The organism is Rhizobium viscosum, assembly GCF_014873945.1.
Classification (GTDB): Bacteria; Pseudomonadota; Alphaproteobacteria; order Rhizobiales; family Rhizobiaceae; genus Rhizobium; species Rhizobium viscosum.
Window position 1 is genome coordinate 1,749,996 of sequence record NZ_JADBEC010000001.1, and the last position, 13,396, is coordinate 1,763,391.

The following is a 13,396-nucleotide window of genomic DNA, read 5'->3' on the forward strand; positions in this document are numbered from 1 at the left end:
TTACTGCGTCGCAGTCGGAGCATTCGGATCCGGCAACGGAGCCGGTGAATCTGCCAGCGTGTGCAGATAAAGAATGACGTTGGCGCGGTCCTGATCCTTCGGCAGACCCGCAAAGCCCATGGCGGTGCCCGGGACATCTTTCTTCGGCGCCAGCAGGAACTTGTTGAGGTTTTCGAAGGTCCAATGCTCGCTGCCGCCCTTGGAGAAGTCCTTCATGGCGGAGGAGTACGCAAAGCCTTCATGCGAGGCGATCGGGCGATCTACGATACCAAAGAGATTCGGACCGACTTTGTTCGGTCCGCCCTTGGTGCCGTCATGACAGGCCTGACACTTCTTGAATACGGTCTCGCCGGCCTTGGCGTCGGCGCTGGCAAGAAGCTGCGCGATCGGAACAGCAACGGCAGCAGGTGCGCCTTCACCACCGGCGGCGGGTGCCTCCTCGGCGACGATGGCAAAACCTTCCTTCTCCGGCGCCTCGGAATGGAAGATCCCCTCGGACGCAATGGAGATAGACATAAGAACGAAGATCGTTCCCAGCAGCGCCCCCACGGCCGTATTGACGTATGAATTCATCTGCAATGCTCCCCTTGCAGCCGGCAGACCAGAAACCGGACCATCTTGAAATTGCGCGGAACCTATGTCTTTTGGCTATTCGTTGCAACTGTCTAAATGGTCTTGTGCGTGAGACTTTTTGCCACTTTTCAGCCCGGATTAGAAGGCCCGAACAATGACTGATTCAAAATTGGATGGCGTGCTGGTGCTGATCCCTGCACGCATGGCTTCCACCCGCCTTCCGGGCAAGCCGCTGGCCGATATTTGCGGGCTGCCGATGATCGTCCAGGTGGCGAAACGGGCACAGGAAGCGGAAATCGGCCGGGTGGTCATCGCCGTCGACGACCAGCAGGTATTCGATACTGTCGCCGCAGCCGGCTTTGAAGTGGTCATGACACGCCAAGACCATCAGTCTGGCTCCGACCGCATTTTCGAGGCGCTGAACAAGGTCGATCCAGATGCGAAGGCCAAAATCATCGTCAACGTCCAAGGCGACTTGCCGACGATCGAGCCGGAAACGGTGCGTGCGGCCTTGCGTCCTCTTGAGAACGAGGCCGTCGATATTGGAACGCTGACGACCGAGATCGACAACGAGGAAGACAAGACTGCGCCGCACATTGTGAAAGTCGTCGGTTCACCGCTCTCCGACCGCCGTCTGCGTGCGCTCTACTTCACCCGCACGACCGCGCCTTACGGCAAAGGGCCGCTCTATCACCATATCGGGCTCTACGCCTACCGACGCACGGCACTCGAGCGTTTCGTCTCGCTTGGCCCATCGACGCTCGAAAAGCGCGAATCACTGGAGCAGTTGCGGGCACTCGAAGCGGGGATGCGCATCGATGCCGAGATCGTTGACACGGTTCCGCTTGGTGTCGATACTCCAGCCGACCTCGAAAAGGCGCGGCGCATTCTCTCCGCGAAGGCCAACTGACGGATTTTCCTCATGAACATCAAGACCAACAGGATCGCCTTCCAGGGCGACTTCGGCGCCAATTCGGACATGGCGAGCCGCGACATGTTTCCGACCATGGAACCGTTGCCCTGCCAGACCTTCGAGGATGCCTTCACGGCGGTCGACAATGGTGATGCCGATATCGGCATGATCCCGATCGAAAACACGATCGCGGGCCGCGTCGCCGACATCCACCACCTGTTGCCGGAATCGCGGCTGCACATCATCGGCGAATATTTCATGCCGATCCGCTTTCAGCTCATGGTGCTGCCGGGGGTGACGAAGGACGAGATTCGTACCGTGCACAGCCATATCCACGCGCTCGGCCAGTGCCGCAAGATCGTACGCGCCAATGGCTGGAAGCCTGTGATCGCCGGCGATACGGCGGGAGCCGCCAAGCTCGTCAAGGAAACGGGCGACCGCTCGATGGCGGCGCTTGCACCGCGCCTTGCCGCCGACCTCTACGGCCTCGATATCATCGCCGAGAATGTCGAGGACACGGAAAACAATGTGACGCGCTTCGTTGTGCTGTCGCGTGATGAGGAATGGGCAGAACGCGCTGCGAGTGACGAAAAGATCGTCACCACCTTCGTCTTCAACGTCCGCAATATTCCGGCCGCCCTCTACAAGGCGCTCGGCGGCTTTGCGACGAATAACATCAACATGACGAAGCTCGAAAGCTATCAGCTCGGCGGAAAATTTGTAGCGACGCAGTTCTATGCCGACATCGAAGGCCATCCAAACGATGCGCATGTGCGCCGGGCGCTAGAGGAATTGCGTTTCTTCTCCGAGAAGGTCCGCATCCTTGGTGTCTATAAGGGCCATCCGATGCGCGGGCTTCTATAAGGACTGTAAAAGGCCTCTCTGACAGGCCGTCAGAGAGGCTAAAATCTCGCTTATTTATCCGGCTCACAAACACGCAACCGGTGCCCATCCGGGTCCAGCACGACGAAGGTCGGACCGAAGTCGAGTTCAGTGAGATCCTGAGCGAAGGGCAGGCCACGGCCGCGCCAGTCTTCGTAGTGCCTGGCGACGGCATTTTCGCCATCGACCATGAAGGCGACCTCACCGCGGTTGCCAATGGCAGAGGGCTGTGGTTCGACGCTGCTGCGGCGCCAGAGGCCGAGCGTGAAGCCGCCATCGAGCGGAAAGGCTACGAAATTCGGCGCCTCCACAGCCGGTTCGCGGCTCAGAATATTGCGATAGAAGGCGGCGCTTTCGGCGGGATCCTTGACATAGAGGATGATAAGATTGGGGCTGGCCATTTCAGTTCTCCATTGGGTTGAAAGATGCCCGGCCGAAAGCTGCTGCCATTTTGTGGCAGCAGCTCTCCGATCGCAGCGCTGCAGACAGCGCCGCTTCGTTCCCGGGAGGAATATCAATGAGGCCGGCGTGCGGCCTTAACGGAAGAGATCGTCGCCGACGCGCCAGTCCTGTCCGTCCATGAGGCCGAGATCGCGCTTGCGCCATTGCGGCATCGTCTCGAGATCGAGGCGCGGACGGCGTGATGACGTTCCTGTGAACCTGCCGGCAAACAGGCACACCAGACGCGAACGAAGGGTTTTTCCGGCTCCGACTGAAGTACGACGGCCGGCATATTGAACGACTTGAGGCATTCCCATGATCAGTACTCCTTCCTGCTGGACTGGTACTGATAATAGCGCTGCCTGCTGACAGTTTATGGCAGTAGCGTTAGTGCTCGATCGGGGTGTCCTGTGTTTCCCGCCATTCCTTCAGGAGAACGGTACGGCGACGCGGATACCGCGTGTCGTGGATCGTCATATCGATGATGCGATCGGTGCGGAAATGACGGAAATCCTGGCGTAGTTCGCACCAGGCCATGATGATGCGCACATGCTCGAAATAGCCGAGCGCGAAAGGCCAGACCCGGCGGCGGGAGATACGCCCCTGTTCGTCGCCATAATGCAGTTCAAGGATACGCTCCAGGCGGATTGCCTTACGGATGGCCGAAACATCCGCCTTGTCCTCATCCTGCCGTTTGCGGCCGACGAAAAGTGTGGCCGAATCGACCATATCGCGCATGTCGGGCGGCAAAACGGCGGCGATCTTCGCCAGCGCATCAGCACCGGCATTGGCCAGGCGCGGCTCGGCGGCGCGCGCCACCCAACGGGAACCAAGCACCAGTGCTTCCAGCTCTTCCTCGGAAAACATCATCGGCGGCAACATGAAGCCGGGTTTCAGCACATAGCCTATGCCGGCCTCGCCCTCGATCATGGCGCCTTGCGCCTGAAGGCTCGCAATATCGCGGTAGAGCGTGCGAAGGCTGACACCCGTTTCCTCTGCCAACACGATGCCGGTAACCGGCCGCCGATAGCGCCGGAGCGTCTGAAGCAGGGTCAGCAGCCGTTCGGAGCGGGCGACCATGATTACATCCTCATGCAGACGGGCCGGACCGGGTGACGATCATCCATACGGTCCGGCTTCCTGCTCACCGTTTCCACTCGACCCAATCGCGCATCAGTCGATGGGCAATCGCGCCCTTCGGCGGCGATGCCTTGCCGTTGGCGCCAGGACGTTCCAGCATTTCGATGGTTTCCTCGCGGGTGAACCAGCGGCAATCCTCGAGTTCGGCCTCATCGCGATGGATATCACGCGACTTTGCCTCGGCAAAACAGCCGATCATCAGCGAATGCGGCATCGGCCAGGGCTGAGAGGCATGATAGCGGATCCGGCCGGTCCTGATGCCGGATTCTTCCAGCGTTTCACGGCGAACCGCATTTTCAATGGTCTCGCCAGGCTCCAGGAAGCCTGCCAGGCAGGAATACATGCCCGGCGCGAAATGCGGGCTGCGACCGAGCAGGCAGAGATCGCGCTCCTCGTCGATCGTCAGCATGATGACGACGGGATCGGTGCGCGGGAAGATCATGTGCTCGCAGGCAGTGCAGACCCGCTTGTAGCCGCCGATGCGAATTTCCATGACCGAGCCGCAACGGCCGCAAAACTGGTTGTCGCCATTCCAGCGAATGAGGCTTGCGGCCTGGGAGAACTCGCCGAGCAGCATCTCGTCGACAAGCTCGTCACGGAAGAGCGAGCGTCCGTCGACCGGCTTGTACTGGCTCGCCATATCCTCGACATCGATGCCGACGGGCACGGCAAGGCGCGGCTCGCCGGTTTTGCGATAGCCGAGCAGTACGGTTTCATCCCAATTCGGTTTCAGCTCCTGCAGCTCGTAACGGGCAAAGAGCGGATCGAGCACCTGGCCGTCGTGCTTGAGCACCAGCTTGTCCTTGGCGAAGGCGAAAATATGCGTGCCTTCGCGGGCAAGCGCCTTTTCGACCGAGGCTTCATCGCGATGTTCGCTGTCGCGGTGCAGGTCGTTTGCGGCAAAGGCGGTGAGATTGCTGGGTTCCGGATGCGGCACGTCCGAATCGAAAAGCGAATGACTCATGATGAAAGGGCTTCCCGCAGCTTTGCTATGAATTTGTCTCGTGTTGCGTCCTTGTAAGGCTCGGCCTTGCCGAAACCCCAGACGGGACCCGGCCAGTTCGCGTCACCTTCGGAACGCGCAATGACATGAACATGAAGCTGGCGGACGATATTGCCAAGAGCTCCGACATTGATTTTTGTGGCACCGGTGACCTTCTTGAGTGCTGCGGAGACGAGCTCGATTTCGAAGGTCAACAGCACCTGATCAAGCGGGGTCAATTCGAAGATCTCTGTGATGCCCGCTCTGCGCGGCACCAGGATCAGCCAGGGCCAGCGAGCGTCCTTCGACAGCCTGATGTCGCACAGGCCAGTCACCATGATACTGGTGCTGTCGTTTTCGAGCCTGGGGTCGAGCACGAAATCGCTCAAGGGCATTCTCCTCATGTTTTCCAATGGACTAGCAGTTTTTTCGGAGCTTGGCTTGCTTTTGATGACGTTTTTGCCGATATGTGCATCCGGGAGGTTGGTGGTGGACGAGCCACTCGCCAACCGGGTCAGGTCCGGAAGGAAGCAGCCCTAACGAGCCCGGCACGGGTCATCGTGCCAGCCTCCCACCTTCTCTTCCAAAAGGCCCGAGCTTTCGGGCGCAAGCAGGGCGATGAGCGACACCGAGCGACAGTCACAAGATGCCGCCTCGACAGGCACCGGATACCGGGTGCTGGCACGCAAATACCGCCCCAAGGATTTTACGGACCTGATGGTCGGCCAGGAGCCGATGGTCCGCACGCTTACCAACGCCTTCGAGACCGGCCGCATCGCGCAGGCCTATATGCTGACCGGCGTTCGCGGCGTGGGCAAGACGACGACGGCGCGCATCCTTGCGCGGGCGCTGAATTACAAGACGGCTGAAATCGACAAGCCGACGATCGACCTGCGTGTGCCTGGCGAACATTGCCAGGCAATCATGGAAGGCCGCCATGTCGACGTGATCGAGATGGACGCCGCCTCGCATACCGGCATCGACGACATCAGAGAGATCATCGAGCAGGTGCGCTACCGGCCGGTTTCGGCACGCTTCAAGGTCTATATCATCGACGAAGTGCACATGCTCTCGACGGCCGCCTTCAACGGGCTGTTGAAGACGCTCGAAGAGCCACCGGAGCATGTGAAATTCATCTTCGCGACGACGGAAATCCGTAAGGTTCCGATCACCGTTCTCTCGCGCTGCCAGCGCTTCGACCTGCGCCGCATCAGCGCGTCCGATCTTGTCGGCCTGTTCTCGACGATCGCCGCCAAGGAAGGCATCGAGGCGGAGCCGGATGCGCTGGCGATGATCGCACGCGCCGCGGAAGGCTCTGCCCGTGACGGTCTGTCGCTGATGGACCAGGCGATCGCCCATGGCGGCGGCGTGGTGCAGGCGGAAGCCGTGCGCGGCATGCTCGGCCTTGCCGATCGCGCCCGCATCGTCGATCTCTTCCAGCATATCGTGCGCGGCGATGTCGCAAGCGCGCTCAATGAATTCCAGAGCCAGTACGAGGCCGGCGCCAACCCGGTCGTGGTGCTGACGGACCTTGCCGATTTCACGCATCTGGTAACGCGGCTGAAATATGTGCCTGATGCCGCGAACGACCCATCGCTCAGCGAGGTAGAGCGCACGAAGGCTGCGGAATTCGCGCAAGGGGTGGCAGTTACGACGCTCTCGCGCATCTGGCAGATGCTGTTGAAAGGTATTCCGGAGACGGAAAATTCTTCGCGCACGGCGGGTGCAGCCGAGATGGTGCTTATCCGGCTCGCACACGCAGCCCATCTGCCGGCACCTGAGGATGCGGCGCGGCGACTTGCGGAATTTTCCAATGAAGGCGGTGCGCCACGTCCGTCCTCACCTGCGCCTTCGGGCAATGGCGGCGGCACGCGTGTGCCCTACCAGACGAATGTGACGGCACGGGCTCCCGAGACGGCTCCGCGACCGCAGCCCTCGGGGCCAACCGCCATGCTGCGCGCCGTGCCCAATCCGGAGCCGCAGAGTATCGGCCGCGTCGAGACGAAGCCGGCGGAAGCGCCGAAGCCGCTCGTGCCGGTCAATTCGATCGGCGATATCGTCGATCTCGCTGCCGAAAAACGCGATGTCAAGCTCAAGGCATTGGTGCGCAACTTCGTGCGGCCCGTACGGATCGAGCCCGGCCGGCTAGACGTGAATCTCACCGAGGGAGCGCCGGGCACGCTGCTCAACGAGCTTGCCGTCAAGCTCAAGGAATGGACCGGAATCCACTGGATCGTCAGCACCAGCCGCGAAGAAGGCGGGCCGACGATGGTGGAGGCGGAAGCCAAGGCGCAGGAACAGCGCGTCAGCGATGCACGTCAGGATCCTGACGTCGCGGCAATCCTCGCCCAGTTTCCGGGCGCCAAGATCATCGACGTGCGCGTGCGGGCGCCGACACCCGAGGAAGAAGCGGAGGAGGTCAAACCGCCTGCCGCCGCCGAATCCGAAGAGGGCGATATCCTGCCCGGCGACGATATAGAATTCTGATTTCAAGAAGGAGAAGACGATGCGCGACATCATGGGCATGATGGGCAAAGTCAAGGAAATGCAGGCCAAGATGGAGCAGATGCAGGCGGAGATCGCCGAGCTGACTGCCGAAGGCAAGGCAGGCGGCGGGCTCGTCACCGTCATCATCTCCGGCAAGGGCGAACTCAAGAGCCTGAAGATCGACCCCTCCCTCTTCAAGGAAGACGATGTCGAAATCCTCGAAGACCTGATCGTTGCCGCCCATAAGGACGCCAAGGACAAGGCAGAAGCCATTGCCGCCGAAAAAACCAAGGCATTGACGGCCGGCCTGCCGATCCCGCCCGGTTTCAAGCTGCCGTTCTGATTTCATCGACCGGTCTGGTAATTGACTGACCCCGGAAGAGGAGACGGGAAGATGATGACGTTGACGACGCTGCTGGTCTTTGCCGGTGCTCTTTTCATTGCCGCGGGGACACCCGGGCCGAGCGTCGCGGCGCTTGTTGCCCGCGTCATCTCGAAAGGCGCGCGTGACGTGCTGCCTTTCCTGTTCGGCATGTGGGCCGGAGATGCGATCTGGCTCACCTGCGCGATTGCCGGCCTCTCGGCGATCGCTGAAAGTTTCTACCACGTCTTCGTCGTCATCAAATGGCTCGGCGTGCTCTATCTTCTCTATCTCGCCTGGAAAATGTGGGTTGCCAAAGCCGAAGTCGAGGAAGAAGAGCTGCCGCAGGAGCGTTCGCGCGGCCGGATGTTTTTCACCGGCCTGGCGATTGCGCTCGGCAATCCGAAGATCATGATGTTCTATGTGGCCCTTCTGCCGTCGATCATCGATATCCCCTCGGTGTCGCTCGCCGGCTGGGCCGAACTCGTCGTCACCCTCTTCGTCGTACTGGCTGTCGTCGATTTCAGCTGGATGTTCCTTGCTGCAAAGGCGCGCGGTTTCCTGAAGAGCCGGCGCGCCGTGCAAATCGCCAACCGGGTGAGCGCGGGAACGATGGCGGGGGCTGCCGTCACCATCGCCGTGCGCTGATTTTCAGGCTTCGACCTGCAGCATTGCCCGCAGCTTGTAATCAATCGGGGCCGCGAGGTATCGCGCCCGGTCCTCATCTGAAAGGCGGCGGCCGAAGGTTTCCATCATTTCCGGCAGCATTACCCTCGCGCCCGCATAGGCTTGATAGAGCACCGGCATGCCGGCCGTCACAATGCCTGCGTGAATGACGCGACAATAGATGCCTGGACGAGCGGCCACGGTATAGCGCTTGACGAATTTCGGATCGTTCATCTTCGCCGCGAAGGTGGCGCAAGGAATGCGGCAGGAGGTGACTTCAAGGATCAACTCGCCGGTGACGAAGCGGTCGCCTACTGCGACCTGCCGGTTGTCGAGCCCTTCGACGACGAGGTTTTCGCCGAAAGTGCCGGGTTCGACGGGATGGCCAAGCTCTTTCGCCCACCAGTCGAGGCTGATCGAACCCTCGAGATAGACGGCCTGATCGACGCCGCCGTGATGTTTCCTGTTGCAGATCGCATCGCCGACGAGGCCTTCGGCATCGACCATGACGCCGCCGCTGACGGCATGCTTGAAGATACCGGTCTTGTAGCTCTTGCCGGGCAGTCTTTCGGCGGCACCGCGACAGACGGCGAGGATTTTCATGGTTTCAGCGATTCTTCCGTGATTCCGTTTTCGTTCCATATCAGTTAAGAACGGCGCATGGCAAAGCGAGTCACCGGCCCCGAAATTGAAAAACTGATCCAGCTTCTGGCGAAAGTGCCGGGCCTAGGGCCGCGTTCGGCGCGGCGGGCGGCACTGCATCTGATCAAGAAGAAAGACCAGCTTCTCGGTCCCTTGTCGCATGCGATGGGTGAAGCCTATGACAAGGTGAAAATCTGCTCGCGCTGCGGCAATGTCGATACGGTCGATCCCTGTACGGTCTGCACCGATGCGCAGCGCGACCAATCCGTGATCATCGTCGTCGAGGATGTCTCGGATCTCTGGGCGCTGGAGCGCGCGGGCGCACTGAACGCCGCCTATCATGTGCTTGGCGGCACGCTCTCGCCGCTGGACGGAGTCGGCCCTGACGATCTCAATATCCGCGGGCTGATCAATCGCGTTGGTGAAGGCGGTATCAAGGAAATCATCATCGCGGTCAACGCGACGGTCGAGGGGCAGACGACGGCGCATTACATCACTGACCAGCTCGCCGATCTCAACGTGAAGATCACGCGGCTGGCGCATGGCGTGCCTGTGGGGGGCGAGCTCGACTATCTCGACGAGGGTACGCTGTCGGCTGCGCTTCGAGCGCGGACTGCAATATGAGGGAACTGAGGATGTGGCGACTTACCCCCCTCTGCCCTGCCGGGCATCTCCCCCACAAGGAGGGAGATCACGAGCGGCTCGGGTCTCCCACCTCACGAACGGCTTACCCCGTCGAGACGTCGAAAGCTGGTGAAGAATGGCGCGCCCAGCCAATCTCCCCACTTGTGGGGGAGATGCCCGGCAGGGCAGAGGGGGGTATTTTGCGGCCGCTGCGGATATTGGCATTTGTTTTGGCAACCGCATTTCTCCCTCTCCCCTCTTACGCAGCTCCTTCGAAAGCTGATGTCGAAGTGCAGTTCGAAAAATGGATTCAAACCGATCTCTGGCCGGACGCGAAGAAGAACGGCATTTCGGAGAAGACCTTCCGCGCCGCCTTTTCAGGCGTCGAACTGGATTGGACCCTGACCGATCTCGCCCCTCCCGGCTTTCCGCCGCCGAAGGAGCAGAAGCAGACCCAGGCAGAGTTTTCCTCGCCCGGCCCCTATTTCAACGAGGATCGGCTGAAGCGGCTTGCGATGACCGGACGCGGCTTTGCCTCGCAATATGCCTCGACGCTGAGCCGCATCGAAAAGACCTACGGCGTGCCGGGTCCGATCGTGCTGGCAATCTGGGGACGCGAGACCGGCTTCGGCGCGGCGAAGATACCCAGTTCGGCGGTCGAGGTGCTGGCGACCAAGGCCTTCATGTCGACGCGCAAGGAGATGTTCCGCATGGAGCTGATCGCCGCGCTGCATATTCTCGACGGCGGTGACGTGACCCCTGCGGATTTCAAGGGATCGTCGGCAGGCGCACTCGGCCAACCGCAGTTCATGCCGACGAGCTACCTGAAATATGCCGTCGATTTCGACGGCGACGGTCACCGCAATATCTGGACCTCGGTTCCCGACACGCTCGCCTCGATTGCCAACTTTCTCGTGAAGAAAGGCTGGCAGCGCGACCGCGACTGGGGCTTTGAAGTGTCGATCCCGGAAGCCGTCTCCTGCGCGCAGGAGGGGCCTGATCTTGCCAAGCCGCTCTCCCACTGGACGTCACTCGGCATCAAACGTATTTCCGGCAAGGGTTTTCCATCCGGCGAGTTAAAAGCGCAGGGCATGATGCTGGTGCCGGCCGGACGTGACGGGCCGGAATTCATCGTCACGCCGAACTTCTATATCATCAAGGAATACAACAACTCTGACCTCTATGCCCTTTATATCGGCAACCTTGCCGACCGCATCGCCTCCGGTTCCGGAGCCTTCCAGGGACAATGGGGCGATGTCGGCAAGATGCTGCGCTCGGATGTCGCCGCCATGCAGAAGGCGCTTGAGCGGCAGGGCTACGATGTCGGGGGATCGGATGGATTGCCGGGCTACAAGACGCGACGCTCAATCGGCCAATGGCAGGAAAAGAACGGCATGAAGCCCACGTGCTTCCCAGAGGCATCGATGAAGAGCAGGCTGAAGTAAGAAGCCTCCGCCTCGGCGGATGCTTTACAGGCTGCGCTTCAGCCCTTCGTGGCTCGCGACAAAACCGAGCTTTTCATAGAAGCGGATCGAATCCGCGCGCATCTTGTCGGATGTGAGCTGCACGAGACCGCAACCGCGCTCGGCGCAGCAGGCGATTGCCCATTCGATGAATTGCGAGCCGAGGCCGGAGCCGCGATGGCCCCTGGCGATACGCACGCTTTCGATCTGGCCCCGCCACATGCCCTTTCGCGAAAGGCCAGGAAGAAAGCTCAGCTGCAAGCAGCCGACGACCCGGTCGGTCTCGTCGGCTGCAACGGCCAGCAACTGGTTGGGATCTGCCTCGATTGCGGCGAAGGCTGCGAGATAGCGTAGATCGACGGGATCCGAGACGACCTCCCGCGTGCTGCCGAGATCATCATCGGCGAGCAGCCGGATGATGTCGGCGAGATCGGATTGTCGTGCGCTTCGGAAGATGTGCATGGTTGATCTCAATGATGCAGATCGATCGGCGCCTTGTGGAAGACGTCATCGACAGGCGGAATAGCTTGGCGCTCGATCATGCGGTGAACATTCGGCAGGCCCTCGCCGCGGTGGAGGGCGCGAAGCCGGTCGGTATTTTCGGCATCGGCCTGTGTGCGGCGCTGGTTGTGCCTGATATATTCGACCCAGGTCGGCGTGTGATAGGTTTCCGTCCAGAGGCCGGGATTTTCGAGATCGCGCATCAGTGCCCAGTTGCGGGCGCCATCGCGGATGCGGATGCGGCGGCGCTCTTCCATCAGCGTCATGAATTCAGCCAAGTCGTCATCGGCAATCTGGTAATATACCTGGATGACGATCGGGCCGCTGCGTGGCGTGATATCGAGACCCAATGCAGGCTCGATGAAGCGGTTCAGCGGATCGAGATTGAGCGAGGCGAAAGCCGGCATGGAAAAGCGCAGGCCGATCACGACTCCAAGCAGCAGGACCGCAGCCGACATCAGCAGTGCATTGGAAAGACCATACCGGTCGGCGGCAACACCCCAGAGCCAGCTTCCGCCGGCAATGCCGCCGAAGGTGACGGTCTGGTAAAGCGACAAAGCGCGGCCGACCACCCAGCGCGGCGTCGAAAGCTGGACGATGATATTGAAGAGCGAAAGTGCCGAAACCCAGCAGGCGCCGGCTATGAGCAGCCCCACCGAGGTGAGCGCGGCACTTGGGCTGAGAGCTGCAATCACGGCGCTGAGCGCAAAGCCAGAAAAGGCCAAGCGGATGATCGTCTCGCTGGAGAAGATCTCGCGCAGCCTGGTGCTCAGGATGGCGCCACCGATCGCGCCGATGCCGAAAGCGCCGAGCATGAAACCGTAGGTCAGCGGCCCGCCAGCGACGAGATCGAGCGCAACGACCGGCAGCAGCGCCTGGATGGAACTCGCACCGATACCGAATACCAGCCCTCTCAGGATGATCTTCTCGAGGTTGGGCGACATGGAGACATAACGCAGGCCGGCAAAAATTGCGCTGCCGAGTGTTTCGCGCGGCAGCGTCGAAGCAGGCGTGCCCGGCCGCCAGCGGAACAGCACATAGAGGAGCGCAACGTAGCTCAGCGCGTTCACTGCAAAGGCTGCGGCGGCACCTGCAGCGGCCACGATGGCGCCGCCGATCGCCGGACCGACACTGCGGGTAATGTTGAAGCCCATACTGTTCAGCGTGACCGCACCCGGCAAATCGGCGCGCGGCACCATGTCGCCAACCGAGGCCTGCCAGGAGGGATTGTTGAGCGCCGTGCCGCAGCCGATGAGAAACGTAAAGAAGAGCAGCAGTCCGGGTGTAACCCAGCCGAGAAAGGCGCAGGCCGTCAATACGATTGAAACCACGAGCATCGCGGATTGCGCCGTCAGCATGATCCGGCGCCGATCATAATTGTCGGCGAGAGCGCCCGAGATCAGCGAGAACAGCATGATCGGCAGCGCCGTCGAGGTCTGGACCAGCGCAATCATGTCCTCGGACGAGGTGATGACCGTCATCATCCAAGCGGCACCGACGGCCTGAATCAGGCCACCGAAGTTCGAGGCGAGGCTTGCAAACCAGATGGTGCGGTAGGTCTCATGTCGCAAAGGCGCAAATGTCGAAGACGTATAGGCCACGTTTCCCCCGCTTTTATCGTTGTGCCTCAACAGCAATATATGCGGAAGATAAGTGCTCGCCATAGGTTAGCTCGCACTTGCAGGCGTGGAAGAGGCGGAATCGGCGCCGACCTTGCAATT

The 13,396-nt window shown here is 60.9% G+C and carries 16 protein-coding genes and 1 other RNA gene; 8 read left to right on the forward strand and 9 right to left on the reverse strand.

The window, feature by feature from the left end; translation table 11 throughout:
• Positions 1-573, reverse strand: a complete 573-nt coding sequence (locus H4W29_RS08800) for a c-type cytochrome (protein ID WP_192728593.1) — start codon at positions 571-573, stop codon at positions 1-3.
• A 154-nt stretch (positions 574-727) separates the two neighbouring features.
• Here H4W29_RS08800 and H4W29_RS08805 point away from each other — a divergent pair, with 154 nt between their 5' ends.
• Positions 728-1,483, forward strand: a complete 756-nt coding sequence (locus H4W29_RS08805) for a 3-deoxy-manno-octulosonate cytidylyltransferase (protein WP_192728594.1) — start codon at positions 728-730, stop codon at positions 1,481-1,483.
• A gap of 12 nt (positions 1,484-1,495) precedes the next feature.
• On the forward strand, positions 1,496-2,350 hold the full coding sequence (locus H4W29_RS08810; protein WP_025669405.1) for a prephenate dehydratase: 855 nt from the start codon (positions 1,496-1,498) through the stop codon (positions 2,348-2,350).
• Positions 2,351-2,400: 50 nt separating this feature from the next.
• Here the strand turns inward: H4W29_RS08810 and H4W29_RS08815 are convergent, their stop codons facing one another.
• The 5 genes from H4W29_RS08815 to H4W29_RS08835 form a co-directional block, all read right to left on the reverse strand.
• Positions 2,401-2,769 carry a VOC family protein gene (locus H4W29_RS08815; protein WP_025669404.1) on the reverse strand — a complete coding sequence of 123 codons (369 nt, stop codon included), beginning with the start codon at positions 2,767-2,769 and terminating at the stop codon, positions 2,401-2,403.
• A 135-nt stretch (positions 2,770-2,904) separates the two neighbouring features.
• Entirely contained in the window at positions 2,905-3,126 is a 222-nt protein-coding gene (locus H4W29_RS08820; protein ID WP_192730819.1) for a hypothetical protein, read from the reverse strand.
• A 70-nt stretch (positions 3,127-3,196) separates the two neighbouring features.
• Positions 3,197-3,892: a helix-turn-helix transcriptional regulator gene (locus H4W29_RS08825; RefSeq protein ID WP_025669403.1), complete on the reverse strand. Its 696-nt coding sequence runs from the start codon at positions 3,890-3,892 to the stop codon at positions 3,197-3,199.
• Between the two features lie 61 nt (positions 3,893-3,953).
• Positions 3,954-4,913, reverse strand: a complete 960-nt coding sequence (nudC, locus tag H4W29_RS08830) for an NAD(+) diphosphatase (RefSeq protein ID WP_192728595.1) — start codon at positions 4,911-4,913, stop codon at positions 3,954-3,956.
• Positions 4,910-5,320 carry an HIT domain-containing protein gene (locus tag H4W29_RS08835; RefSeq protein ID WP_192728596.1) on the reverse strand — a complete coding sequence of 137 codons (411 nt, stop codon included), beginning with the start codon at positions 5,318-5,320 and terminating at the stop codon, positions 4,910-4,912. Before H4W29_RS08835 ends, nudC begins: the two co-directional genes overlap by 4 nt.
• 89 nt (positions 5,321-5,409) lie before the next feature.
• On the opposite strand from H4W29_RS08835, the gene ffs reads away from it, so the two are divergent.
• The 4 genes from ffs to H4W29_RS08855 all read left to right on the forward strand — a co-directional run bounded on the left by ffs (position 5,410) and on the right by H4W29_RS08855 (position 8,427).
• Positions 5,410-5,506, forward strand: an RNA gene (gene ffs, locus H4W29_RS08840) — signal recognition particle sRNA small type.
• 43 nt (positions 5,507-5,549) lie between these two features.
• On the forward strand, positions 5,550-7,418 hold the full coding sequence (locus H4W29_RS08845) for a DNA polymerase III subunit gamma/tau (RefSeq protein ID WP_192728597.1): 1,869 nt from the start codon (positions 5,550-5,552) through the stop codon (positions 7,416-7,418).
• 19 nt (positions 7,419-7,437) lie between these two features.
• Positions 7,438-7,761, forward strand: a complete 324-nt coding sequence (locus H4W29_RS08850; protein WP_007813855.1) for a YbaB/EbfC family nucleoid-associated protein — start codon at positions 7,438-7,440, stop codon at positions 7,759-7,761.
• Between the two features lie 54 nt (positions 7,762-7,815).
• Positions 7,816-8,427 carry a LysE family translocator gene (locus tag H4W29_RS08855; RefSeq protein WP_192730697.1) on the forward strand — a complete coding sequence of 204 codons (612 nt, stop codon included), beginning with the start codon at positions 7,816-7,818 and terminating at the stop codon, positions 8,425-8,427.
• A gap of 3 nt (positions 8,428-8,430) precedes the next feature.
• Here the strand turns inward: H4W29_RS08855 and H4W29_RS08860 are convergent, their stop codons facing one another.
• Entirely contained in the window at positions 8,431-9,048 is a 618-nt protein-coding gene (locus H4W29_RS08860) for an MOSC domain-containing protein (protein ID WP_192728598.1), read from the reverse strand.
• A 57-nt stretch (positions 9,049-9,105) separates the two neighbouring features.
• Between H4W29_RS08860 and recR the strand changes: the two genes are divergently transcribed.
• Complete coding sequence (recR, locus tag H4W29_RS08865) at positions 9,106-9,711, forward strand: recombination mediator RecR (protein ID WP_112542843.1); 606 nt, start codon at positions 9,106-9,108, stop codon at positions 9,709-9,711.
• Between the two features lie 173 nt (positions 9,712-9,884).
• Positions 9,885-11,156, forward strand: coding sequence for a lytic murein transglycosylase (locus H4W29_RS08870; protein ID WP_192728599.1), 1,272 nt, complete (start codon positions 9,885-9,887; stop codon positions 11,154-11,156).
• Positions 11,157-11,180: 24 nt separating this feature from the next.
• Here H4W29_RS08870 and H4W29_RS08875 read toward each other — a convergent pair whose 3' ends face one another.
• Positions 11,181-11,636 carry a GNAT family N-acetyltransferase gene (locus tag H4W29_RS08875; RefSeq protein WP_192728600.1) on the reverse strand — a complete coding sequence of 152 codons (456 nt, stop codon included), beginning with the start codon at positions 11,634-11,636 and terminating at the stop codon, positions 11,181-11,183.
• Positions 11,637-11,644: 8 nt separating this feature from the next.
• Positions 11,645-13,276, reverse strand: coding sequence for an MFS transporter (locus H4W29_RS08880; RefSeq protein ID WP_192728601.1), 1,632 nt, complete (start codon positions 13,274-13,276; stop codon positions 11,645-11,647).
• Positions 13,277-13,396: the final 120 nt, after the last annotated feature.

What these genes read in the sequence shown, in the direction of transcription:
- H4W29_RS08820 (WP_192730819.1), bottom strand. Translation starts at nt 3,126, where the DNA reads ATGGGAATGCCTCAAGTCGTTCAATATGCCGGCCGTCGTACTTCAGTC.
- H4W29_RS08875 (WP_192728600.1), bottom strand. Translation starts at nt 11,636, where the DNA reads ATGCACATCTTCCGAAGCGCACGACAATCCGATCTCGCCGACATCATC.
- H4W29_RS08800 (WP_192728593.1), bottom strand. Translation starts at nt 573, where the DNA reads ATGAATTCATACGTCAATACGGCCGTGGGGGCGCTGCTGGGAACGATC.
- H4W29_RS08810 (WP_025669405.1), top strand. Translation starts at nt 1,496, where the DNA reads ATGAACATCAAGACCAACAGGATCGCCTTCCAGGGCGACTTCGGCGCC.
- H4W29_RS08850 (WP_007813855.1), top strand. Translation starts at nt 7,438, where the DNA reads ATGCGCGACATCATGGGCATGATGGGCAAAGTCAAGGAAATGCAGGCC.
- recR (WP_112542843.1), top strand. Translation starts at nt 9,106, where the DNA reads ATGGCAAAGCGAGTCACCGGCCCCGAAATTGAAAAACTGATCCAGCTT.
- H4W29_RS08860 (WP_192728598.1), bottom strand. Translation starts at nt 9,048, where the DNA reads ATGAAAATCCTCGCCGTCTGTCGCGGTGCCGCCGAAAGACTGCCCGGC.
- H4W29_RS08805 (WP_192728594.1), top strand. Translation starts at nt 728, where the DNA reads ATGACTGATTCAAAATTGGATGGCGTGCTGGTGCTGATCCCTGCACGC.
- H4W29_RS08870 (WP_192728599.1), top strand. Translation starts at nt 9,885, where the DNA reads ATGCCCGGCAGGGCAGAGGGGGGTATTTTGCGGCCGCTGCGGATATTG.
- nudC (WP_192728595.1), bottom strand. Translation starts at nt 4,913, where the DNA reads ATGAGTCATTCGCTTTTCGATTCGGACGTGCCGCATCCGGAACCCAGC.
- H4W29_RS08845 (WP_192728597.1), top strand. Translation starts at nt 5,550, where the DNA reads ATGAGCGACACCGAGCGACAGTCACAAGATGCCGCCTCGACAGGCACC.
- H4W29_RS08815 (WP_025669404.1), bottom strand. Translation starts at nt 2,769, where the DNA reads ATGGCCAGCCCCAATCTTATCATCCTCTATGTCAAGGATCCCGCCGAA.
- H4W29_RS08855 (WP_192730697.1), top strand. Translation starts at nt 7,816, where the DNA reads ATGACGTTGACGACGCTGCTGGTCTTTGCCGGTGCTCTTTTCATTGCC.